The sequence below is a fragment of the Streptococcus pseudopneumoniae genome, from assembly GCF_001068775.1.
Taxonomy (GTDB): Bacteria; Bacillota; Bacilli; order Lactobacillales; family Streptococcaceae; genus Streptococcus; species Streptococcus pseudopneumoniae_N.
Genome location: NZ_JWAJ01000127.1, coordinates 22,179 through 45,393 on the forward strand (window position 1 = coordinate 22,179; position 23,215 = coordinate 45,393).

Genomic DNA, 23,215 nt, shown 5'->3' on the forward strand with positions numbered 1-23,215 from the left:
GAACTGACACAATGGAGATTTCATTATTAACAGATGTGGGTCAGAAACGTACAAATAATCAAGACTATGTCAATCTTTTTGTCAATCGAGCAGGTTGTACAATGATTCTCTTGGCTGACGGAATGGGAGGTCATCGCGCAGGAAATATTGCTAGCGAAATGGCTGTGACTGACTTGGGTGTGTCATGGGTAGATACCCAGATCGACACCGTTAATGAAGTTCGCGAATGGTTTGCCCACCATCTAGAAGTTGAAAATCAAAAGATTTATCAACTAGGACGAGATGAAGCCTACAAGGGAATGGGGACAACCCTCGAAGCTCTTGCGGTTATCGGAAATCAGGCAATTTATGCCCATATCGGAGATTCTAGAATCGGTCTCATTCGAGGGGAAGAGTACCGTCAACTGACAAGTGATCATTCCTTGGTTAACGAATTGCTCAAGGCAGGTCAACTGACACCAGAAGAGGCAGAAGCGCATCCACAAAAAAATATTATCACCCAATCTATCGGACAAAAAGACGAAATTCAACCTGACTTGGGAATTGTCAGCTTGGAAGCTGGAGACTATCTCTTGCTCAATAGCGATGGTCTGACAAATATGATTTCACCTAGTGAAATCTGTGATATTGTCACAAGTGATATCTCGCTTGATGATAAAGCAGCGACCTTGATTCGTTTTGCAAACAATGCCGGAGGGCTTGATAACATTACAGTTGCCCTTGTTTCAATTGAGGAGGAGGCGGCACTATGATCCAGATCGGCAAGATTTTTGCCGGGCGGTATCGGATTGTCAAACAAATTGGCCGTGGAGGTATGGCAGATGTCTACCTGGCCAAGGATTTGATTTTAGACGGGGAAGAGGTAGCTGTAAAGGTCTTGAGGACTAACTACCAGACTGACCCGATTGCTGTTGCTCGTTTTCAGCGTGAAGCGCGTGCAATGGCTGACTTAGATCATCCCCATATCGTTCGGATAACGGATATCGGCGAAGAGGACGGTCAACAGTACCTGGCTATGGAATATGTAGCCGGTCTTGATCTCAAGCGCTATATCAAAGAACACTATCCCCTATCAAATGAAGAAGCTGTCCGTATCATGGGTCAGATTCTCTTAGCTATGCGCTTAGCGCACACTAAAGGTATTGTCCATCGTGACTTAAAACCTCAAAACATTCTTTTAACTCCGGATGGGACGGCCAAGGTAACGGACTTTGGGATTGCCGTAGCCTTTGCAGAGACCAGTCTGACTCAGACCAACTCTATGTTGGGTTCTGTGCATTATTTGTCACCTGAGCAGGCTCGTGGTTCTAAAGCAACGTTCCAAAGTGACATCTATGCCATGGGGATTATTTTCTATGAAATGCTGACAGGGCATATCCCTTATGATGGCGATAGTGCAGTAACCATCGCTCTCCAGCATTTCCAGAAACCACTGCCGTCAGTTATCGCTGAAAACCCATCTGTTCCCCAAGCTTTGGAGAATGTGGTTATCAAAGCAACTGCTAAAAAGCTAACAGATCGATACCAGTCGGTTTCAGAGATGTATGTTGATTTATCTAGCAGTCTATCTTATAACCGTAGAAATGAACCTAAACTTGTTTTTGATGATGCTACTAAGGCGGACACAAAGACATTGCCAAAGGTTTCTCAAACAACCTTGACCTCTATTCCTAAGGTTCAACCACAGACAGATAGCCATCAGGCAACTAAAGCTAGCTCAGAAGTAAGTACTAAAAAATCTGTGGAAAAACCAGTGAAAAACCGTCGTTTTAAAGCACGTTATCTAGTTCTACTAGCAAGTTTCGTATTGGTTGCCGCTTCTTTGGTGTGGATTTTATCCAGAACACCAGCTACTGTTGAGATTCCAAAAGTTGCAGGACAAACAGTCGCTGAAGCTAAGGAAACCTTGAAAAAAGCCAACTTTGAAGTCGGTGATGAGAAAACGGAAGCGAGTGATACGGTAGAAGAAGGGAGAGTTATTCGTACAGATCCAGATGCTGGCTCAGCTCGCAAAGAAGGGTCTAAAGTTAATCTAATCATATCTTCAGGTAAACAATCATTTAAGATTGGAAACTATATTGGACGCAAATCTACTGATGTTATTGCAGAATTGAAAGGGAAAAAGGTTCCTGAAAATCTGATTAAGATTGAAGAAGAAGAGTCCAGTGAATCAGAATCAGGTGTGATTTTAAAACAGAGTCTAGCAGAAGGTACAACCTATGATCTTAGCAAGGCAACTTCTATCGTTTTGACTGTTGCTAAAAAGGTGACAACCGTGACCATGCCAAGTTATATTGGCTCAAGTCTTGAATTTACAAAGAATAACTTAATTCAAATTGTTGGTGTCAAAGAAGCCAATATCGAAGTAGTAGAGGTATCGACAGCTCCTGAGGGTACTGCTGAAGGAACTGTTGTGGATCAAAGTCCAAAACTAGGTGAGAAAGTTGATTTAGCTACGACCCGTATAAAGATTTCTATTTATAAACCAAAAACCCCACCATCATCTTCTTCTGTTCCATCTTCGAGCCAGCGTAACTCTAACAGGACAGATAATACGGTGCCGTCTCAAAGACCATCGACACCATCTTCGTCTACACCAACTCATGTGGACGAACATAACACGGATAACTAAATAATCTTTGTCACAGTTTTTGTGGCAAAGATTTTTTTTCCTCCGAAATTATGATAAAATAAAATGGAGTTTGAAAAAGGAGGGAAACATGGAAGAATCAAAAAAACTGAATGCAGTTATTGATGTCATCATGCTAGCTGGAACAATTCTGCTTCGCAATGGTTCTGAGATTTATCGTGTTGAAGATACCATGATTCGGATTGCTCATTCACAGGGTATTATGGATTGTAATGTTTTGGCCATGCCTGCCGCCATTTTTTTCTCCATTGAAAATACAAATATCTCTCGTATGAAGCGAGTGACCTCCTCCTCTTATAATATTGAGAAGGTATGTGATGTTAACCAGATTTCACGACAACTTGTAGCAGGACAGCTTGATCTGGATACAGCTTTTATCCAACTAAAGGAATTGAATGCCAAGGCATCTCCCTATACCAATGTTCAATTAACTGCTGCAGCGACCCTCAGTGCTCCTTTCTTTTCAATCATGTTTGGTGGGAATGTCTACGATGCAATCGGAGCAGGAGTAGCGACCTTGTTTGCCTTTACTTGCTCTCTCTATGTAGAGAAGTTTATTCGTATTCCTTTTATGACAGCTTTTGCAGGTGCTCTTGTCTTTGGTTTGATTGCACAATTTTGGGCGCGCTATTCTGGTTTACCATCGACGGCGGATTTAGTGATTGCAGGTGCGGTTATGCCCTTTGTGCCTGGAATTGCCCTGACCAATGCTGTTCGAGATATTATGACCAATCACATTAACTCTGGTATGAGCAAGATGTTTGAATCCTTGCTGATTACCCTTGCCTTAGGGGCTGGAACATCAGTTGCCCTCGTACTCATGAACTAATATGACACTAACAACATTTTTATTGCAAGCTCTGGCAAGTCTGCTTGCTATTATCACCTTTTTAATCGTCTTAAATGTCCAGCGTTCCATGCTCATACCTGGTGGTGTTTTGGGAATGTCTATCTGGCTACTCTATCTGATACTCAAGGAACCAACCAATGTTATTTTGGCAACCTTTATTGCTGCGGTGATTGGTTCTTGTGTCAGCCAGATTATGAGTATCCTCTATAAGACACCAGCAGTTGTTTTTGCTCTGGCTATATTGGCACCACTAGTACCAGGTTATCTGTCCTATCGAACCACTTCCTTCTTCGTTACAGGTGACTACAGTCATGCCATTTCTAGTGCCATGTTAGTCATGATGTCGGCTCTCGTTATCTCCATTGGAATGGCCAGTGGAACAGTTTTGTTGAAATTGTATCATTATCTCAAAAAGAATCGAGCTAGCTAAGACTCGATTTTTTGTAGCCCTAAAGTTCTGTTTGTTGGACTAGCCTAAAAATGAGATAAGGTTTTGAAAATGAACTTGATTTGGGGAATCAAGTCTTTTTTAGCGCTTTTGACTTCAATTGTGATAAAATAGAGGTGAACGAATTTTTACAATGAATGATAAAAATAGAGGTAAATATGACAATCGGTATTGATAAGATTGGTTTTGCGACCAGTCAATACGTTTTGAAATTACAAGATTTAGCAGAAACCCGAGGAATTGATCCTGAAAAATTGAGTAAAGGACTCCTTTTAAAAGAATTGAGTATCGCTCCTTTAACAGAGGATATTGTTACTTTGGCTGCTAGTGCAGGAAATTCTATCCTGACTGAAGAAGAGAAGCAAGAGATTGATATGGTTATCGTTGCGACAGAGTCTGGGATTGACCAGAGTAAAGCTGCAGCTGTCTTTGTACACGGTTTGCTTGGAATTCAACCTTTTGCTCGTAGTTTTGAAATCAAGGAGGCTTGCTATGGTGCAACTGCAGCACTTCACTATGCTAAGTTACACGTAGAAAATTCTCCAAAATCAAAAGTTTTGGTACTAGCCAGTGATATTGCAAGGTATGGTGTTGAAACTCCTGGAGAACCAACTCAAGGTGCAGGCTGTGTTGCCATGTTGATTAGCCAAAATCCACGCGTTATGGTCTTCAACAACGATAACGTTGCGCAGACTCGTGACATTATGGACTTTTGGCGTCCAAATTATTCAACGACACCATTTGTAAATGGGGTTTACTCAACACAGCAGTATCTTGATAGCTTAAAAACGACTTGGGAAGAGTACCAAAAGCGTTATGATTGCGACTTGAATGATTTTGAAGCTATTTGTTTCCATTTGCCATATCCAAAACTAGCTCTCAAGGGATTGAAAAAAATCCTCGATAAATCTCTACCTCAAGAGAAAAAGGATTTACTTCAAAAGCACTTTGATGAATCCATTATTTATAGTCAAAAAGTTGGAAATATCTATACGGGTTCACTCTTTTTAGGACTCTTGTCTCTTCTTGAAAATTCTGATAGTCTGAAAGCTGGGGATAAGATTGCCCTCTACAGCTATGGTAGTGGTGCTGTATCTGAGTTCTTCAGTGTGGAATTGGTCGAAGGCTATGAACAGCAATTGCAGAAAAATCGCTTAGACTTGCTAGACCAGCGTCAAGCATTGAGCGTAGCTGATTATGAACGAATCTTCTTTGAGGAAGCAAACTTTGATGAGTCTGGTTCTGCAACCATGTCAGGCTATGAAGGACAGGACTATGCTCTGGTTGAGATTGTAGAACACCAACGTCGCTACAGCAAGGTTGAAAAATAATGAAAAAAAATTGGAATGGATTTGCTAAAAAATCAATTCAAGAGCGCCTTGAGTTCGTTAAGTCTCAGGCGCTTACTTCTATGGAAGCCCAAGACAGTCTTGAGCAAAATGAAAATCTTAGTCTAGCAGTTGCGGACCAGCTGAGTGAGAATGTGGTGGGGACCTTCTCGCTTCCATACTCAATAGTTCCAGAAGTACTGGTAAACGGTCAAGAGTACACCGTTCCTTATGTGACCGAAGAGCCATCTGTTGTTGCTGCAGCTAGTTTTGCTAGTAAGATTATCAAACGTGCGGGTGGTTTTACTGCTCAGGTTCATCAACGCCAAATGATTGGTCAGGTAGCTCTTTATCAGGTTCCAGATAGGGATAAAGCATGTCAGGCTATTTTGAGTCAGAAAGCAGAGCTGCTCGAACAAGCAAACCAAGCCTATCCATCTATTGTCAAACGTGGTGGTGGAGCCAGAGAGCTAACAGTTGAGAAAATTTCTGGTGAGGCTGATTTTTTAGTGGTTTATCTCCATGTGGATACTCAGGAAGCCATGGGAGCTAATATGCTCAATACCATGCTTGAAGCTTTAAAACCTAGCTTAGAGGCTCTAAGTCAAGGGCAAAGTTTAATGGGCATTTTATCCAACTACGCAACAGATTCTCTAGTAACTGCAACTTGTCGGATTGCCTTTCGTTATTTGAGTCGCCAGAAGGATGAAGCGCGTGAACTAGCTGAAAAAATGGTTTTAGCCAGCCAGTTTGCTCAGGCAGATCCTTATCGAGCAGCTACTCACAATAAGGGAATATTTAATGGAATCGATGCTCTCTTGATTGCTACTGGAAATGATTGGCGGGCTATCGAAGCGGGAGCGCATGCCTATGCCAGTCATGATGGTTCCTATCGAGGTCTCAGTCGTTGGACGATGGATTTGGAAACAGAAGAGCTAATAGGAGAGCTGACCATGCCGATGCCGGTTGCTACCAAGGGTGGATCAATTGGTCTCAATCCTAGAGTCGTTCTCAGCCATGAGTTGCTTGGTCATCCATCTGCCAAAGAATTGGCTCAAATTATCGTTTCGATTGGTCTCGCTCAAAACTTTGCAGCACTTAAAGCTCTGGTCAGCACAGGGATCCAGCATGGACACATGAAACTTCAAGCAAAATCTCTAGCACTTTTAGCAGGAGCTACAGAGAAAGAAGTACCTAAGCTAGTAGAAAGCTTGATTGCTGAAAAAACTTTTAATTTAGAAAAAGCCCAAACTCTTTTGAAAAACTTAAGATCATAAGAAAAACTCAGACTGGTTTGATTTTTTGCGCTTTTTACTGTTTTTTCAAATAAAAGAAACTCAAATACAGAATCGTATTTGAGTTTCTTAATTCAATGACATTATTTGACAGTTTTTCTGTTTTTGTTCAAAAAAACAAGATGTATGCATTGATGACGCTTTGATTTTTATTATAATATAACTGTAAATTATTAAGATTCCTAATCAAAAAAATATAGAGAGGAGGATTTTTGATTAGGAATAAAAAATTAAAATGCTGAGTGTTGCATTACTTAGTACAGTAATATTGAATATAGCACTTACAGAAGGTGTTTCAGTTGTTCATGCTAATGAGGTGGCTTCAGCTACAAAACTTGGAAATACTTTTAAAGATTTATCGGAAGAATCTATTTTATTAATTTTAAAAGCAGTAGATGAAATGCCACAAGGAATGTTGGAAAGAGGAAATCAGGAAGAAATTGATAAATATATGCTTAGTAAAGGTATAGATTTAAAATTTGATAATGAAGTACAGTTCAGGGACTTTTGGGGATGTGTCGGTGCAGTTGCTTGGGCGGTAGGATCTGCTGCTGTTGGTATTGGTATGCTTGTTAAAATTAAACAATTTATAGCAGCAGTAGGAGGTATCAAGGCAGCCGCTTCTGCTTTAATATCCATTGCTGAATCTGGAGCTAATTACGAAAATATTACAAAATTTGGATATGCTGTAGTTGACATGGGGTCTACTATTTTGGGAATTAAGGAAATTGGTGATAACTGTTTTGAATAAGAAATACAATGTAGTTTTATTTTTATTATTTATAGTCTATTTGTTTGGATACTTCTCGATTTCAAAAAATTTAATTCCTATAATGTGTGTGATCCAAATATTTTTGTTAGAAAATATATTTAAATCTCAAAATAAGCTTATCCAAATAGGTAAAATTATAGTTATTATTGCTTCTATAATATTATTTATTGATAGTATACTAAATTAAGAGTCTGAGAACTATTTTGTCTCAGACTCTTTTTGTCTAAATACTTTTACCTGGTAAGAGACTAACTGGTAAGAAATAACCAGTAGTAGCAACCTCTTTGCCTTCAATTTTTTGTAAGAGCAAATCAACTGTTAGGCGAGCAATTTCTTCCAAGGGTTGTTTAATGGTAGTGAGGTGAGGATAGAAATTTTCAATGAAATAAGTTCCGTCATAGCCGATCACCTTGAGTTGTTCAGGAACAGAGAGACCAAGCTCCTGAGCAATTTTAATAACCAAAATAGCAGTCAAATCATCAGAGGCGAAAATCGCATCTGGTTTTTGTTTGGTCAAGATATTTTTAATTTCCATTTCCTTACGAAGGGGTGAAAAGTCACTGGAAACATTGATAATAGGAGCCTTTGGTAAGATAGAAGCAAAACCAGCATGACGAAGTCCAGTTGGTGAATTGGAGTTGTCATTACCTGTAATCATAATGATAGATTTGGCTCCGGTTTTAGCCAGAGTCTGAGCGGCTAGGACTCCGCCAGCATAGTTATCAGAAGAAACGACAGGGATATCTGGTGATAGGTTACGGTCAAATGAAATGATCGGAGCGGTTACGCGATTGTAATCCTCAATCCCAAGGTTGTGACTTCCCGAGATGATGCCGTCCACCTGGTTGGCTTCTAACATTTCGATGTATTCGCGTTCTTTTTCCGAATCGTGTTCACTATTACAGATGATGGTCTTGTAACCTTTTTTGAAGAGTTCGTGTTCTAATTTGTCAATCAATTCAGCATAGAAAACATGGCTGATTTTAGGGAAAATCAAACCGATTAACTTGGCTGATTTTCCTTGAAGACTGCGAGCTAGGTTGTTGGGCTTATAGCCCAGCTCACGCATAGCATCATTAACCTTTTGAATGGTTTTTTCTGAAAGATAACCCTTTTTGTTGATGACACGTGAAACAGTAGTAGGGCTGACGCCAGCTAATTTTGCGACATCAGTTAGTTTTGCGACCATATTCTAATTCGTAGTATGTTCCAGTTGGGTTTCCAGATTTAATGAAGATTCCATTTTGATCCGCATGAGGGAAGACACGACCAGAAAATACCTTTTCTCCTTTATTGATGAAAATTTCAAAGACTGAGTTGTCGATGAAGATATTAACAGTAGTTGCTTGATTAGTAACTGAGCAAGAGCGAGTAGTTCCAAATTCTTGAGCATATTGCTCACCTGCTTGACTACGATCAACGGTTACTTGAGCATTGACAAGGTCAAAATTGATAGATAGCCCCTTGCCGTCTTTATCAGCAAGAAGGACGATTTCACTTTGACTATCGGCTTCTAAGTTAAGCTCAAGTTCGTAGGTGTTTTTGGTTTCAGAACGATTTGAAAATTCCTCTTTTGAAGCTCGGAGGTCCTGGATAGCTGCTACAGGGTACTGATAGAGTTTGCCATCCTTGATTGTAAGTTCCTTGACTAATGAGAAGGTTCCTTGATGATCGAAACGGTCAGATGGATAAGAAACATCTGGTAACCCAAGCCAGCTGACTGCCAGGGCGCGACCATCAGGAGCATTAAAGGCTTGAGTAGCATAGGCTTCAAATCCATAATCGAGGTTGTGTAGTTCAGATACATCTACCATACGAGCATTTTCTGGATCAAAGGAAGTGCCGATTTTATACATGTTTGGATAGATATTGTCGTATTCAAGAACTTTTTTATCCAAACCTTGTGGGCAGTAAAGAAGGACAGGTTGTTCTCCGACAAAGACTAGATTTGGGCACTCCATCATATAAGCAGTACGGTCATTGTTGAAGTCAAGGTCTCCGACTTCTTGCCAGTTTGTATAATCATTTTCGATAGCCTTATAGAGACGGACAAACCCTTTTTTGTCCAAATCTTGACCACCAACGATAGCATAGTATTGACCTTTAAAGTTAAAAATTTGCGGATCGCGGAAGTGGTCAGTAGCATCAGCAGGTTGGTCAATCAAGATTTTGTCAATCTTTTCAATCTTTCCATTCTTGTCCACTAAGGCACCGATCTGATAAGGGTGGCGAACCCAATTTTCATCACGGACATTTCCTGTATAGAATAGGAACAATTGATCGCCAAACTGCATAGCAGATCCAGAGTAAGCACCGTGGCTATCCAGAGGAGTATCAGGTAAGATTTTTACACCTGTTTCAGTAAAGTGCACCAAATCGTCGCTTTCAAGTTGAACCCAAGATTTTAAACCATGAGCTGCACCAAAGGGGAAGTTTTGGTAAAAAACAACCCACTTGCCATCAAAATAAGAAAAGCCGTTTGGGTCGTTGAGGAGACCTTCCTTTGGCTCAATGTGATAGCTGACATGCCATGGGGATTGTGCCATCTTTTTTTGGATTTCTTTTCTTTTTTCTTGTGTCCAATCTTCATAAGGTCTGTAACGACGTTCAGTAGTCCATTCCATTTCTATTTCCTCCATAAATTCTACTATCTTAATAGTAAACGTTTCCTTATAAAAAAGCAAGTCTTTTACACTAAATTAAAGAAAAAAATGTCAAACGATTGACAGAATCTAGGAACGTAATTTTATGAAAAATGATGAAAATATGGAAGTTTTTGAAAACTTTAAAGTAAAAACCTTGATTTTAGAGGGTGTTATGGCTGTGTTGATGAAAAAAATAGCAAAAACAATCAAAAAATAAAAAATAGCAATTTTTTTCTGCAAAACGCTTGACATATTTTTTAAACGTGATAGAATAATATTCGTGAGGCGAGTAAAATCGCTTTCAAACAAGAACAAATTTTTTTATAAGGAGATTTTTGCAAATGACCAATACAGAAATTGCAAAAAAAGTCATCGAAGCCTTGGGTGGACGTGAGAACGTTAACAGTGTAGCCCACTGTGCGACTCGCCTTCGTGTTATGGTGAAAGATGAAGCGAAGATCAACAAAGATGCTATCGAGAACTTGGAAAAAGTTCAAGGTGCTTTCTTTAACTCAGGTCAATACCAAATCATTTTTGGTACAGGTACAGTAAACAAGATGTACGACGAAGTCGTAGCTCTTGGTTTGCCAACGACATCTAAGGATGAGATGAAGGCAGAAGCTGCTAAACAAGGAAATTGGTTCCAACGTGCCATCCGTACTTTTGGTGACGTCTTTGTTCCAATCATTCCAGTTATCGTAGCAACTGGTCTCTTCATGGGTGTGCGTGGTCTCTTGAATGCTCTTGGAATGACACTTCCAGAAGATGTGACAACTTACACTCAAATCTTGACTGACACAGCCTTCATCATCTTGCCAGGTTTGGTTGTTTGGTCAACCTTCCGTGTATTCGGTGGTAACCCAGCCGTTGGTATCGTTCTTGGTATGATGCTCGTTTCAGGTTCACTTCCAAATGCCTGGGCTGTTGCTTCTGGTGGAGAAGTAACTGCTATGAACTTCTTCGGATTTATCCCAGTTGTTGGTTTGCAAGGTTCAGTTCTTCCAGCCTTCATCATCGGGGTTGTCGGAGCTAAATTTGAAAAAGCTGTTCGTAAGGTTGTTCCAGATGTTCTTGACCTCTTGGTAACACCATTCGTAACACTCCTCGTAATGTCAATTCTTGGTTTGTTTGTTATCGGACCAGTCTTCCACGTTGTTGAAAACTATATCCTTCTTGGAACAAAAGCTATCCTTAACTTGCCATTTGGTCTTGGTGGTTTCTTGATTGGTGGAGTTCACCAAGTTATCGTCGTATCAGGTGTTCACCACATCTTCAACTTGCTTGAAGTTCAATTGCTTGCTGCTGACCATGTTAACCCATTCAACGCTATCATCACAGCTGCCATGACTGCTCAAGGTGCTGCAACAGTAGCCGTTGGTGTGAAAACTAAAAATCCAAAACTTAAAACACTTGCTTTCCCAGCTGCTCTTTCTGCCTTCCTAGGTATTACTGAGCCTGCTATCTTTGGGGTTAACTTGCGTTTCCGTAAACCATTCTTCCTTTCATTGATCGCTGGTGCAATCGGTGGTGGATTGGCATCTATCCTTGGTCTTGCTGGTACTGGTAATGGTATCACAATCATCCCAGGTACAATGCTCTACATTGGTAACGGACAACTTCCACAATACCTTCTTATGGTAGCTGTATCATTCGCTCTTGGTTTTGCTCTTACTTACATGTTTGGTTATGAAGATGAAGCAGAAGTGGCTTCAGAAGCTACAACTGAACGTTTGGCTGACGAAGCAGTAACTGGTACTGTTGTTGCACCTAGCGAAGGTGTCATCCAAACACCAATCGTTGGTGACGTAGTTGCCCTTTCAGACGTTAATGACCCAGTCTTCTCAAGTGGAGCTATGGGACAAGGTATCGCTGTGAAACCTAGCCAAGATGTTGTCTATGCACCAGCTGATGCTGAAGTGACAATCGTCTTCCCAACAGGGCATGCTTATGGTTTGAAAACAGCAAACGGAGCTGAAATCTTGATTCACGTTGGTATCGACACTGTTTCAATGAACGGTGAAGGATTTGACCAAAAAGTTGCCCAAGGTGACAAGGTTAAAGCTGGAGATGTTCTTGGAACATTTGACTCAGCTAAGATTGTTGCTGCAGGTCTTGACAACACAACTATGGTTATCGTGACAAACACTGCAGACTTTGCTTCAGTAAATCCAGTTGCTTCTGGATCAGTTGCTAAGGGTGACGCAGTCATTGAAGTTAAAGCTTAATACTCTTCGAAAATCTCTTCAAACTGCGTCATACGTGCTTTGCCGTACTCAAGTACTGTCTGCAGCTCGATTCCTAGTTTGTTCTTTGATTTTCATTGAGTACACTACTTTCGATTTAATAGATCAAAAAACGAACAAATGACATGTTTGTTCGTTTTTGCTTGAATCGTAAGATTTACAGAGGAAAATCTAAAAAATAGAGAAATTTAGACTTTCGAAATATGCTATAATAAAGAAAATAAAAACAAGAGGTTTATCATGACAAAATTATATGGAAGCTTGGAAGCGGGCGGTACAAAGTTTGTCTGTGCTGTCGGTGATGAAAACTTTAACGTTGTAGAAAAAACACAATTTCCAACAACAACTCCAATCGAGACAATCGATAAAACTATCGAGTTCTTTTCAAAATTTGATAATCTTGCAGGACTTGCGATTGGATCATTTGGTCCAATTGATATCGACAAAAATTCAAAGACTTATGGTTTTATTACAACTACACCGAAACCTCACTGGGCAAATGTTGACTTGCTTGGTGCTCTTCGTCGCGCTCTAAACGTGCCAATGTACTTCACAACAGACGTAAACAGTTCTGCCTACGGTGAGGTAGTTGCTCGTAATAATGCTGGTGGCCGTATCGAAAACTTGGTTTACTATACAATCGGTACAGGTATCGGTGCAGGCGTTATCCAACGTGGCGAGTTTATTGGCGGTGTTGGTCACCCTGAGATGGGTCATTATTATGTGGCTAGACACCCAATGGATATTGAAAAAGAATTTAAAGGTGTTTGTCCTTTCCATAATGGATGTTTGGAAGGTTATGCAGCTGGTCCAAGTTTGGAAGCTCGTACAGGTGTTCGTGGGGAAAACATTGAACTCAACAACTCTGTCTGGGATGTTCAAGCTTACTACATTGCTCAAGCCGCAGTGAATGCGACTGTAACTTTCCGTCCAGATGTCATCGTCTTTGGTGGTGGGGTTATGGCTCAACAACATATGCTTGACCGTGTACGTGAGAAATTCACATCCCTACTAAATGGCTACCTACCAGTTCCAGATGTACGTGACTATATCGTGACTCCAGCTGTTGCTGGCAATGGTTCAGCTACATTAGGAAACTTCGTTCTTGCTAAGAGCGTTGCAAAATAAACATGAAAAATGAGGTCGGGAATTATCCCGGCCTCATTTTTTAGTCTTTTTCTATCTTTGTTTCCTGATGGAAAATATTTTGCCAAGTTTCGTGGCGGCGCCAGATGCTTGTGTGGATGGTATCACCAATCTGATAGCGGATCAGTTTTGTTTTCTGACTGATCGAGGTTAGATGAAGCTCTTTAATGGCAGATGTCAGTTCTTTTTCGGACTTATAGGCATCCTTGTCCAGTTCTTGTCCGTCCTGACGGATATAAATGAAGTCTTCTGCAAGTAACTCTTCCAGTTGATTTCCTTGGTCAATCAGTTGCTCTCTCATGAGCAATTTTTTATAGACATTATCTAGGATTTCATCCTCAGGGATTGGTGCTGGTTCGATATGAATGTCTGTATCAAAGACACCAAAGCGTTCTGATAACATAGATTCAACCTGGTCCGCAATTTCGTGGCTTTCGAAAACGGAGAGATCTGGATTCATCTCGAGAGTGATGTCCAGATAGATATTACTTCCGTAAGTACGACCGCGTTGTGATTTGACCTTGCTAATTTTAGGGATTTCCATGATAGCCTTTTGATAATCTTCTAGCAAGTGTTCATCAAAACCATCTGAAAGACTGAAAGACGACTCGATAAAGATATCATAGGCAGTCTTGAGGATAAAGAAGGTAATGACGATGGCAACCAATTTATCCACGAGAGGGAAGTTAAAACTGCTGGCTAGGATGGCGATCGTGGTTCCGAGTGAAGTGACTGCATCTGATAGATTGTCCTTGGCAGCCGCTTTAAGCGCCTTAGATTTGGACTGCTTGCTGAGGTGGGTGTTGTAGAGATAAACAGCAAACATAATCACAGCAGAGATCATTCCTAGAATCGCTCCCAGTGGGTCAATCACTGTTTCTTCGCGACTAATAATCTTTTGAATCGTATCTCGCAAGACATCAAAACCAACATAGAACATGATGATTGAAGTGATGAGGCTTGCTAAGTCCTCGATTTTCCAGTGACCGAAACGATGGTCTCTATCTGCTGGTTGGCGGGCCAAACGAATCCCAATGAGGAGGGCAACATTTCCGATGATATCAGAAACGTTGTTGAAACCATCTGCCACTAAACTGGACGAGTGAAGGAGGTGGCCTGCTGCTAACTTAGCTGCTGACAAGAAAAGGTAGGTCAAGATGCTTATAATAGCACCTCGTTCAGCTAATTTCAAGTTTGAAACTGATTGATTCATCTGACTCTCTTCCTAGAATTTTTGTATTCTATCATTATACTGGTTTTGTAAGGAAAATTCAAATAGAGGGGACGGGACATTTATACTGATTCAACAGATTTTTATTTTGAAATATGATAGAATGATAAGGTAATATTTATTTTAGAAAGAGTTTTTAATGAATCATAAACAAATCATTGATAGAGTGATTCGAATTGGTTTGCTGTTGCTACCATTTCTTATTTTTTATGGATATAGATTGATTAAGGGATTTGATTATCCAGTGGTTGATGATATCATGGTTAATCAAACCATATTATCTGGTGATAATATGTTGCTTCCCTATATTGGAATTTTGTTATCATCTGCTTTAGTATTTCTTCAACAATTATTTACAAATTGGAATATTTATTTTATTTTTTTAGCTCTCAGTTTTTGCTTGAGTTTTAGCATCTATTTGGAGTTCTTTTTTAGAAAGAAATATTATTTCTTACTTCCCTTAGTAATGTTGCTTCAAATGGTTTTAATGAAGTATTTCTCGTTTTCAGTAATTGCTTACTTGTTATCGACAGTAGCTATACTATTATTATTTGATAGAAAATACCTAACGGGAATGCTTTTGTCTGTAATAGGTTTATCGATTAGGCCGCAAATTATTGCCAGTTTATTATTGCTTTTACTCCCCTTCCTAGCTTTTGAAGTCATCAAAGGAAAAAAGAAAAAAGAATTATTCTTGTTATCTGCTGTCATTTTACTTATCTTTGCTTCCAATAAAATTTATACCTTAATGAGACCAGATGTTCAAGAATACCTAAATTGGAATACTCTAAGTACCAATTTGAGAGATTTCCCTGCGATTGAGTATGAGAAGCATGCCAAGGAATTTCAGGAATTGGGGGTCAGTGAAAATGACTTATCTGCTTCAACCTACTGGTTGTTTGCAGAAAAAGATGCTTTGAACAATGAGCTGTTAACAAAAATTCAATCCGTACGTTCTTTCTCTGAAAAGTACTCCTTTAATGTACTTCAGATGGTGAAAGATTATTTCCAAAATATTATTTTGACAACCTTTCTTTTTGTTATGGTTGGCTGGTTTTTGTTCTTCAAGCCAAAGAAAGTCTATGGCTGGGTACTCCCGCTTGTTCCATTTGTACTAATCGGTGCACTATTTGTTAGGCAGAGAGTAGTAGAACGTGTCTATATCCCAATTATCATTAGCTTTTTAATCTTTTTCGTCTACTATGCGCCCTTATTTTACAATAAGCGTAAACTGTTGAAAAAAAGAGGAATTTTTTATAGTCTACAACTTGTAGGAATGCTGGCGAGTATGGCCTGGGTAAATAGTGTGGGACAAGAACTTTACTGGTTCCCAATCATTCAATCATCCATGGTATCAGAGTATCATGATGTAGTGGAAAAACATTCTGATAAATTGCTTGTCTTTGGCGGTTATGGAACACTTGTCAATTCTCAACCGAGCTTGGCTACGATTAGAAGGAAGCCAGATCAGTTGATTGAAAATACAACAACCTTAGGTAACTGGCAAACTTTTTCGCCACATTATTATCAATTAATGAAAAAGTATCATGTTGAGGAGCCTAGTAATCTTCTTTCTTCTGCTATTGATAAGGAGAATATCCTATTCTTTTGGTCACCTTCTTCAGGAAAGATGGATCAAGTCAAGAAAATAATGAAAGAACATTACCAGAAAGATGTTTATTTTGAAGAAGTTGAGGTGGTCACTTCTGATATGAATCTTTATCGACTAAGAACAGGAGAAGGGAGATAGGATGAAAAAGCGCATAGGTTACCTAGATATGGCTAAGGGGCTAGCGATTATACTTGTTATTATAGGGCATAGCAGTTTTGTGCCTCTTCGTGCAAAAATACTCCTCTATGTTTTTCATATCCCCTTATTTTTCTTCTTGTCAGGTTTTACTTTAAATGTCACTAAATACAAATCATTTAAGGAATATTTTCTTAGCAAGATAAAAAGTTTGGTCGTTCCCTTTTTTTGCCTGAATATTTTTGTTTTTCTTTTTCAACTCTTTGTCATGTATCCTGAACAAGTGTTTAGTTTTAATCTTATTCATTTTACTAAACAGTTATTGTTGTCAGACCGCTTGCATGTTTATTTTCAGTTATGGTTTCTGAATGTCATGTTTTTAGCACATGTTTTTAGTTACTTTATTCTCAGAAAAAAATGGACCACTATCCAATGGCTTTTGATTAGTGTATCACTCTTATTTTTAGTCGTTTTGGGACAAAAAATCTATGCTTGGAATTTTTATCTTATCTGGAATATTGACCTGGTCCCTGTAGCCATTATCTTTACACTCTTAGGTGTCGGAGTGAGAAAATATTTAGCGCAGATGGAAAAGTTTTTTGCAATTTATTATTTGCCACTTGCCTTATTGCTAACTATATTTGTTGGTAGGTTGAACTATCATTGGAGTGGGAAACAGATTGTTGATCTTTACTATCAACAGATTGGAAACCATCTCTTGTTTTACATTGCTGCAATTTCAGGTATATGGTCCACCCTCATATTCTTTAAGTCAATTCCTGAAATGACTCTCTTGAAATTAATCGGTCAAAGAACCTTGATTTACTATGGTGTCCATGCCCCGATTGTTTTAGTGTTGGTAGAAAAATTAATTTTACAACTGTCTACAAGATATACTGGTATTTTTGTGAATGGCTACGTTACAACAAGTGTTGTGACAATATTGACTTTAGTAGGGTGTGAATTGATTGTCAGAGTATTTAGAGGGACAAACTTTCCCTTTGGGATTAAAAGGTTAGGAGTCAAAAATGAGTAGAAATAATCCGATTTTATATATCGTTATTCCGTGTTATAACGAAGAACAAGTGTTACCTCATACAAATCCGATGTTTGTTGGGAAGATCGAGGAATTGGTGAAGAGTCAAGAGATTCATCCACATAGCAAGGTCATGTATGTCAATGATGGTAGTAAGGATAAAACTTGGGAACTTATTCAAGAATACGCTTCATCGAATCCATTTGTTGTAGGTATTTCTCAAAGTCGAAACCGTGGTCATCAAAGTAGTGTTCTTGCTGGGATGTACGAAGCTGCAGAATTTGCGGATATCGTGATTACCATTGACGCAGATGGCCAAGATGATATCAACTGTATGGATCAAATGGTTGCTGAATATAAGTCAGGTTCAGAGATTGTCTACGGCGTTCGAGACAACCGAGAGACAGATTCGGCTTTTAAACGTATTACAGCAGAGGGATTCTATAAGGTGATGCAACTATTTGGAGCAGATGTCGTTTTTAATCATGCTGACTATCGTTTAGTCTCCAAACGTTTTATTCATGAACTTGCTAAATTTAAAGAAGTAAACTTATTTCTTCGAGGCATTATGCCTCTTGTAGGATTTAAGTATTCCTACGTGACTTATAAACGTCATGAACGAATTGCTGGAGAAAGTCACTATCCACTTTCTAAAATGCTTGGTCTAGCAATGGATGGTATTACTAGCCTATCTATTAAACCTATTCGCTTGATTACTAGCTTGGGAGTTATGACTTCACTTTTTAGTTTTTTGTTGATCATCTGGGTTTTGTGGAGCAAATTTGCTGGTAATGTAGTAGCTGGATGGGCCAGTACCTACGCCATTGTAAGCTTACTTGGCGGGGTTCAACTCATTAGTCTTGGTGTAATTGGGGAATATGTCGGAAAAATCTATCTAGAAACGAAAAAACGTCCAAGATATATTATCAGCGATCGCACCTATGATGAGAGTGATGAGTAACCCCACCTCAAAACTTGAAAACTTTTGAAATTCTGATATAATAGAACTACTCAAGGGAGTAGCTGGCGGTTAACCGCGATAGTGTCGTCATTACGAATTATTTCCGGCACTATATTAAACAGCGAGACTTGTTTTTTTAAAAAACAGGTCTCTTTTTTTGTAAAAAGAGGCCAAAAAGGAGGAGACTGTTTTGTCAAAAGAACAAAATAAAGACTTGTTTTACACACAAGCCTCAGAAGAAGTCCTAAAGAACTTGGACTCATCGATCGAAGGTTTGTCAACTACTCAAGCTCAAGAACGCTTAGCGACTTATGGTCGAAATGAGTTAGAAGAGGGCGAAAAACGCAGCCTACTAGCTAAATTCCTTGATCAATTTAAGGATTTGATGATTATCATCTTGCTTGCGGCAGCGGCACTTTCTGTGATTACAGAAGGGATGGATGGTTTAACTGACGCCATTATTATCTTGGCCGTTGTTGTCTTGAATGCCGCCTTTGGGGTTTACCAAGAAGGGCAAGCAGAAGCAGCCATTGAAGCTCTGAAAAACATGTCTAGCCCGATGGCTCGTGTTCGTCGTGATGGTCATGTGATTGAGATTGACTCGAAAGAATTGGTACCTGGAGATATCGTCTTGCTTGAAGCTGGAGATGTCGTGCCTGCAGATATGCGCTTGTTTGAAGCAGCTTCCCTTAAAATTGAAGAAGCAGCTCTTACAGGGGAGTCTGTCCCAGTTGAAAAAGATGTGACAGGACTTGTTGAAGCAGATGCAGGTATCGGGGATCGTGTTAATATGGGTTACCAAAACTCAAACGTAACATACGGTCGTGGTATTGGTGTCGTGACCAACACTGGTATGTATACAGAAGTTGGTAAGATTGCGGACATGTTGGCCAACGCAGATGAAACGGAAACACCGTTGAAGCAAAGCTTGGAACAATTATCTAAGGCCTTGACTTACTTAATCATTGTGATTGCAGTGATTACCTTCTTGGTTGGTGTCTTTGTTCGTGGAGAACATCCATTAGAAGGCTTGATGGTGGCGGTTGCTCTTGCAGTAGCGGCTATTCCAGAAGGGCTTCCTGCCATTGTAACCATCGTTCTATCTTTGGGAACTACAACCCTTGCAAAACGTAATTCGATTGTCCGTAAATTGCCAGCGGTTGAAACGCTTGGTTCAACAGAAATCATCGCATCTGATAAAACAGGTACTTTGACCATGAACCAAATGACGGTTGAAAAAGTTTATACCAATGGTCAATTGCAAAGCTCGGCATCTGAAATTGCTGCTAACAATAATACCCTCCGTATCATGAACTTTGCCAATGATACCAAGGTGGACCCATCTGGTAAATTGATTGGGGATCCAACTGAGACAGCTCTTGTTCAGTTTGGTTTGGACCACAATTTTGATGTTCGTGAAGTTCTGAAAGATGAGCCACGTGTGGCTGAATTGCCATTTGACTCAGACCGTAAGCTCATGTCTACCATCCATAAGGAAGCAGACGGTTCTTATTTTATCGCTGTAAAGGGTGCGCCTGACCAATTGCTCAAACGTGTGACTCGTATTGAAGTCAATGGGGAAGTTCGCCCAATCACAGAAGAAGACAAACAAGCTATCCTTGCTACCAACAAAGATTTGGCTAAACAAGCCCTTCGTGTCTTGATGATGGCTTATAAGACAAGCAAGGAAATCCCAACTTTGGAATCTGAAATTGTCGAGTCTGACCTTATTTTCTCTGGTTTAGTCGGTATGATTGACCCTGAGCGTCCAGAAGCTGCAGAAGCTGTACGTGTCGCTAAAGAAGCAGGTATCCGTCCAATCATGATCACAGGTGACCACCAAGATACAGCGGAAGCTATTGCCAAACGTCTCGGAATCATCGATCCAAATGACACAGAAGACCATGTCTTCACGGGTGCTGAGTTGAATGAACTCACGGATGAAGAATTCCAAAAAGTCTTCAAGCAATACTCTGTATACGCACGTGTATCACCTGAGCACAAGGTTCGTATCGTGAAAGCTTGGCAAAATGAAGGTAAGGTTGTCGCTATGACGGGTGATGGGGTCAACGATGCACCATCACTTAAGACAGCGGATATTGGTATAGGTATGGGGATTACAGGTACAGAAGTTTCTAAGGGAGCTTCGGATATGGTCCTTGCTGATGATAACTTTGCAACCATTATCGTAGCGGTTGAAGAAGGACGTAAAGTCTTCTCAAATATCCAAAAATCAATCCAATACCTCTTGTCTGCTAATATGGCTGAAGTCTTCACGATCTTCTTTGCAACCTTGTTTGGTTGGGATGTATTGCAACCAGTGCATCTTCTCTGGATTAACTTGGTAACAGATACGCTTCCAGCCATTGCTCTTGGTGTAGAACCAGCTGAGCCAGGAGTTATGACCCACAAACCTCGTGGACGTAAATCTAACTTCTTTGACGGTGGTGTCTTTGGAGCTATTATATATCAAGGAATCTTCCAAACCATGCTAGTTCTAAGTGTTTATGGTTGGGCTCTTCTTTTCCCAGAGCACCAAAGTCATACTGAAATCCATGCGGATGCCCTTACCATGGCTTTTGCAACTCTCGGTTTGATCCAATTGCTCCATGCCTTTAACGTTAAGTCGGTTTACCAATCGATCTTTAAAGTGGGACTCTTTACTAACAAGACCTTTAACTGGTCTATCCCAGTTGCCTTTGTTCTCTTTGTGGTGACAATTTTGGTTCCTGGATTTAATAATCTCTTCCACGTGTCACATTTGAGTTTGACTCAATGGATGGTGGTCGCTGTAGGAGCGCTTATGATTGTAGTCCTTGTTGAGATTGTCAAAGCAGTTCAACGAGCACTTGGAAAAGATAAAAACGCTATTTAAGCATTGAAAAGTCATCTTCGGATGGCTTTTTTGCTTTTATATAAGATAAATGTCAATAGATTTTGTGCTATAATCAAGTAGAGAAAAAGATGGAGGAAAGAAGACTTGGAAAAGAAAATTGTAAAAGATATCTTGTTTTTGTCGCAGGTATCCCAGCCTGCTAGTCAGGAAGATTTACCCCTAGCAAAGGATTTGCAGGATACCCTATTGGCTAACCGAGAAACCTGTGTTGGACTAGCAGCCAATATGATTGGGGTACAAAAACGTGTTATTATTTTTAATATCGGAATGATTCCCATGGTTATGTTTAATCCGGTTCTCCAATCTTTTGAAGGCTTATACGAAACAGAGGAAGGTTGTTTGTCTTTGACAGGAGTGAGACCAATAACTCGGTATGAAAAGATTACCGTGGCTTATCGAGATATCCATTGGCAAGAGCAAACCATTACCCTGACAGGATTTCCTGCTCAGATCTGTCAGCATGAACTGGATCATTTAGAAGGGATTATCATATAAGCAGGTTCAGATTATCTTTCACTAGAATAGTGGATGATTTTTCAAGCTAAATAACTAAAAAAATTCGTTTTTCTTGCACTCTTGTTTGAAATTTGTGATAATGGATGAAAGAATAATAAATGGAGGACAGTCAAATGGGATTTTATCTGATGATTGGTTCGATGTTGCTTGGTCTTTTCGCTTTGAAGATAGGATTTTCTCACCTAAAGGAGAAAAAGTTTAATCTGTCATCTATCTTGACAAGCTGCCTTGGGACAGCACTCGTTCTCTTTGCAATCTGGTTAGGATTGCCAAAATAAGGAAAGAAGCCTCGGTATTCACCGAGGTTTTTAGGTGCAAATCCTTGGTAGTCCTAAAAAAATATGCTACACTAACACTATGAAAATTCTAATCCCAACTGCAAAAGAAATGAATACCGAAATCCCTAGTTTAGAGGCTAAACCATTGCGTCCTGAAAGTCAGGCGGTGCTGGATGAATTGGCCAGATATTCTGCCCAAGAGCTGGAGAACTTTTACAAAATATCTGCCGAAAAAGCGCAAGAGGAGTATGACCATATCCAGGCCTTAGAAAATGGAACTGCGATAAACTATCCAGCCTTGCACCTCTTTGATGGACTCATGTATCGCAACATCAAACGGGACAATCTAAGCAAGGCTGAAGAAGCCTATCTGGAGAATCACCTCATGATAACGTCAGCTCTTTACGGTGTGATTCCAGCCTTTGCATCGATTGCACCTCACAGACTGGACTTTTTGATGAAGCTTAAAATCGCTGGGAAAAGCCTGAAAAGTCACTGGCAGTCAGCTTATGAAGAGTCGGTGAAGGGTGAAGAACTAATCTTTTCACTCTTGTCTTCGGAGTTTGAAACTGTCTTTCCAAAAGATATCCGTGAAAAAATGGTGACCTTTAAGTTTATGGAAGACAGAGATGGAAAACTTAAAGTCCACTCAACCATTTCAAAGAAAGCTAGAGGTGGTTTCTTAACAGCCTTGATGGAAGATCAGGTAACTTCGGTAGAAGAAATCAAAAAGCTCAGCTTTGTAGGTTTCCACTATCGAGAAGACCTGTCTAGTGACAAGGAAATGGTCTTTGTAAAATAGATTGAAAATAGCGTCAGCTCTTGATTGAATCAGGGCAGGCTTTTTTATGATTTGACGCTTCTATTTTCTACCATTTGTCAAGTATAATACGGTTTCTGACTCAACATTATTCCTGAAAATGTATGAAGGGAATTTTTTGAGAGATAGTTCGAGCCATTTTTCTGACATTTGAGCATAGAAAAATGACACCTTATCTGGCATTTTTTGAAACAAGGTGTTAGAATTATAGGGCATAGGCGACTTTAATGACTTTGTGCTAAAGTATAGTCGTAAAGTTTATTATGCATTATAAGATAATACATTGTCCTAATGAGACGATGTATAGAGGCAATCGTATGTGGCTTAGTTGAAGTTATCTGCGATTGTCTTTT

19 protein-coding genes and 1 pseudogene are annotated in these 23,215 nt (G+C 39.8%); 16 read left to right on the top strand and 4 right to left on the bottom strand.

The window, feature by feature from the left end; genetic code table 11:
• The first annotated feature begins 11 nt into the window (after nt 1-11).
• From ADF68_RS07495 to ADF68_RS07525, 7 genes are all read left to right on the top strand, one after another.
• Nucleotides 12-752: a Stp1/IreP family PP2C-type Ser/Thr phosphatase gene (locus ADF68_RS07495; RefSeq protein ID WP_049549272.1), complete on the top strand. Its 741-nt coding sequence runs from the start codon at nt 12-14 to the stop codon at nt 750-752.
• The gene (gene pknB, locus ADF68_RS07500; protein ID WP_049549273.1) at nt 749-2,632 is read left to right on the top strand and encodes a Stk1 family PASTA domain-containing Ser/Thr kinase; all 1,884 of its coding nucleotides are present in this window, start codon (nt 749-751) and stop codon (nt 2,630-2,632) included. Before ADF68_RS07495 ends, pknB begins: the two co-directional genes overlap by 4 nt.
• A gap of 88 nt (nt 2,633-2,720) precedes the next feature.
• On the top strand, nt 2,721-3,479 hold the full coding sequence (locus ADF68_RS07505; protein WP_049549274.1) for a threonine/serine exporter family protein: 759 nt from the start codon (nt 2,721-2,723) through the stop codon (nt 3,477-3,479).
• Between the two features lies 1 nt (nt 3,480).
• Nucleotides 3,481-3,930 carry a threonine/serine exporter family protein gene (locus ADF68_RS07510; RefSeq protein ID WP_049549275.1) on the top strand — a complete coding sequence of 150 codons (450 nt, stop codon included), beginning with the start codon at nt 3,481-3,483 and terminating at the stop codon, nt 3,928-3,930.
• A 176-nt stretch (nt 3,931-4,106) separates the two neighbouring features.
• Complete coding sequence (locus ADF68_RS07515; protein ID WP_049549276.1) at nt 4,107-5,279, top strand: hydroxymethylglutaryl-CoA synthase; 1,173 nt, start codon at nt 4,107-4,109, stop codon at nt 5,277-5,279.
• Nucleotides 5,279-6,553 (top strand): hydroxymethylglutaryl-CoA reductase, degradative, encoded by a 1,275-nt coding sequence (locus ADF68_RS07520; RefSeq protein WP_049549277.1) that lies wholly within the window; start codon nt 5,279-5,281, stop codon nt 6,551-6,553. Before ADF68_RS07515 ends, ADF68_RS07520 begins: the two co-directional genes overlap by 1 nt.
• A gap of 253 nt (nt 6,554-6,806) precedes the next feature.
• Complete coding sequence (locus ADF68_RS07525) at nt 6,807-7,322, top strand: hypothetical protein (RefSeq protein ID WP_049549278.1); 516 nt, start codon at nt 6,807-6,809, stop codon at nt 7,320-7,322.
• A gap of 244 nt (nt 7,323-7,566) precedes the next feature.
• Here ADF68_RS07525 and ADF68_RS07535 read toward each other — a convergent pair whose 3' ends face one another.
• A complete protein-coding gene (locus tag ADF68_RS07535) occupies nt 7,567-8,532 on the bottom strand; it encodes a LacI family DNA-binding transcriptional regulator (protein ID WP_049549279.1) in 966 nt (321 codons plus the stop codon).
• A complete protein-coding gene (locus ADF68_RS07540; RefSeq protein WP_049549280.1) occupies nt 8,513-9,967 on the bottom strand; it encodes a sucrose-6-phosphate hydrolase in 1,455 nt (484 codons plus the stop codon). The genes ADF68_RS07535 and ADF68_RS07540 overlap by 20 nt, the downstream gene beginning before the upstream one ends.
• A gap of 362 nt (nt 9,968-10,329) precedes the next feature.
• Here ADF68_RS07540 and ADF68_RS07545 point away from each other — a divergent pair, with 362 nt between their 5' ends.
• The gene (locus ADF68_RS07545) at nt 10,330-12,213 is read left to right on the top strand and encodes a sucrose-specific PTS transporter subunit IIBC (RefSeq protein WP_049549281.1); all 1,884 of its coding nucleotides are present in this window, start codon (nt 10,330-10,332) and stop codon (nt 12,211-12,213) included.
• Between the two features lie 258 nt (nt 12,214-12,471).
• Nucleotides 12,472-13,359: a fructokinase ScrK gene (scrK, locus tag ADF68_RS07550; protein WP_049549282.1), complete on the top strand. Its 888-nt coding sequence runs from the start codon at nt 12,472-12,474 to the stop codon at nt 13,357-13,359.
• A gap of 40 nt (nt 13,360-13,399) precedes the next feature.
• Here scrK and ADF68_RS07555 read toward each other — a convergent pair whose 3' ends face one another.
• Entirely contained in the window at nt 13,400-14,590 is a 1,191-nt protein-coding gene (locus ADF68_RS07555) for a cation diffusion facilitator family transporter (RefSeq protein ID WP_049549283.1), read from the bottom strand.
• Between the two features lie 157 nt (nt 14,591-14,747).
• On the opposite strand from ADF68_RS07555, the gene ADF68_RS07560 reads away from it, so the two are divergent.
• The 7 genes from ADF68_RS07560 (at nt 14,748) to yaaA (ending at nt 22,844) form a co-directional block, all read left to right on the top strand.
• A complete protein-coding gene (locus ADF68_RS07560) occupies nt 14,748-16,358 on the top strand; it encodes a hypothetical protein (RefSeq protein ID WP_049549284.1) in 1,611 nt (536 codons plus the stop codon).
• 1 nt (nt 16,359) lies between these two features.
• On the top strand, nt 16,360-17,391 hold the full coding sequence (locus ADF68_RS07565) for an acyltransferase family protein (protein ID WP_049549285.1): 1,032 nt from the start codon (nt 16,360-16,362) through the stop codon (nt 17,389-17,391).
• On the top strand, nt 17,384-18,352 hold the full coding sequence (locus tag ADF68_RS07570) for a glycosyltransferase family 2 protein (protein WP_049549286.1): 969 nt from the start codon (nt 17,384-17,386) through the stop codon (nt 18,350-18,352). Before ADF68_RS07565 ends, ADF68_RS07570 begins: the two co-directional genes overlap by 8 nt.
• 190 nt (nt 18,353-18,542) lie before the next feature.
• The gene (locus ADF68_RS07575) at nt 18,543-21,227 is read left to right on the top strand and encodes a cation-translocating P-type ATPase (RefSeq protein ID WP_049549287.1); all 2,685 of its coding nucleotides are present in this window, start codon (nt 18,543-18,545) and stop codon (nt 21,225-21,227) included.
• A gap of 105 nt (nt 21,228-21,332) precedes the next feature.
• The gene (locus ADF68_RS07580) at nt 21,333-21,743 is read left to right on the top strand and encodes a peptide deformylase (protein WP_049549288.1); all 411 of its coding nucleotides are present in this window, start codon (nt 21,333-21,335) and stop codon (nt 21,741-21,743) included.
• A gap of 134 nt (nt 21,744-21,877) precedes the next feature.
• Nucleotides 21,878-22,042 (top strand): hypothetical protein, encoded by a 165-nt coding sequence (locus ADF68_RS11265; protein WP_049494288.1) that lies wholly within the window; start codon nt 21,878-21,880, stop codon nt 22,040-22,042.
• Between the two features lie 79 nt (nt 22,043-22,121).
• Nucleotides 22,122-22,844 carry a peroxide stress protein YaaA gene (yaaA, locus tag ADF68_RS07590; protein ID WP_049549292.1) on the top strand — a complete coding sequence of 241 codons (723 nt, stop codon included), beginning with the start codon at nt 22,122-22,124 and terminating at the stop codon, nt 22,842-22,844.
• Between the two features lie 242 nt (nt 22,845-23,086).
• Here the strand turns inward: yaaA and ADF68_RS10975 are convergent.
• Nucleotides 23,087-23,215: pseudogene (locus tag ADF68_RS10975) on the bottom strand (IS110 family transposase); the annotation flags it as partial.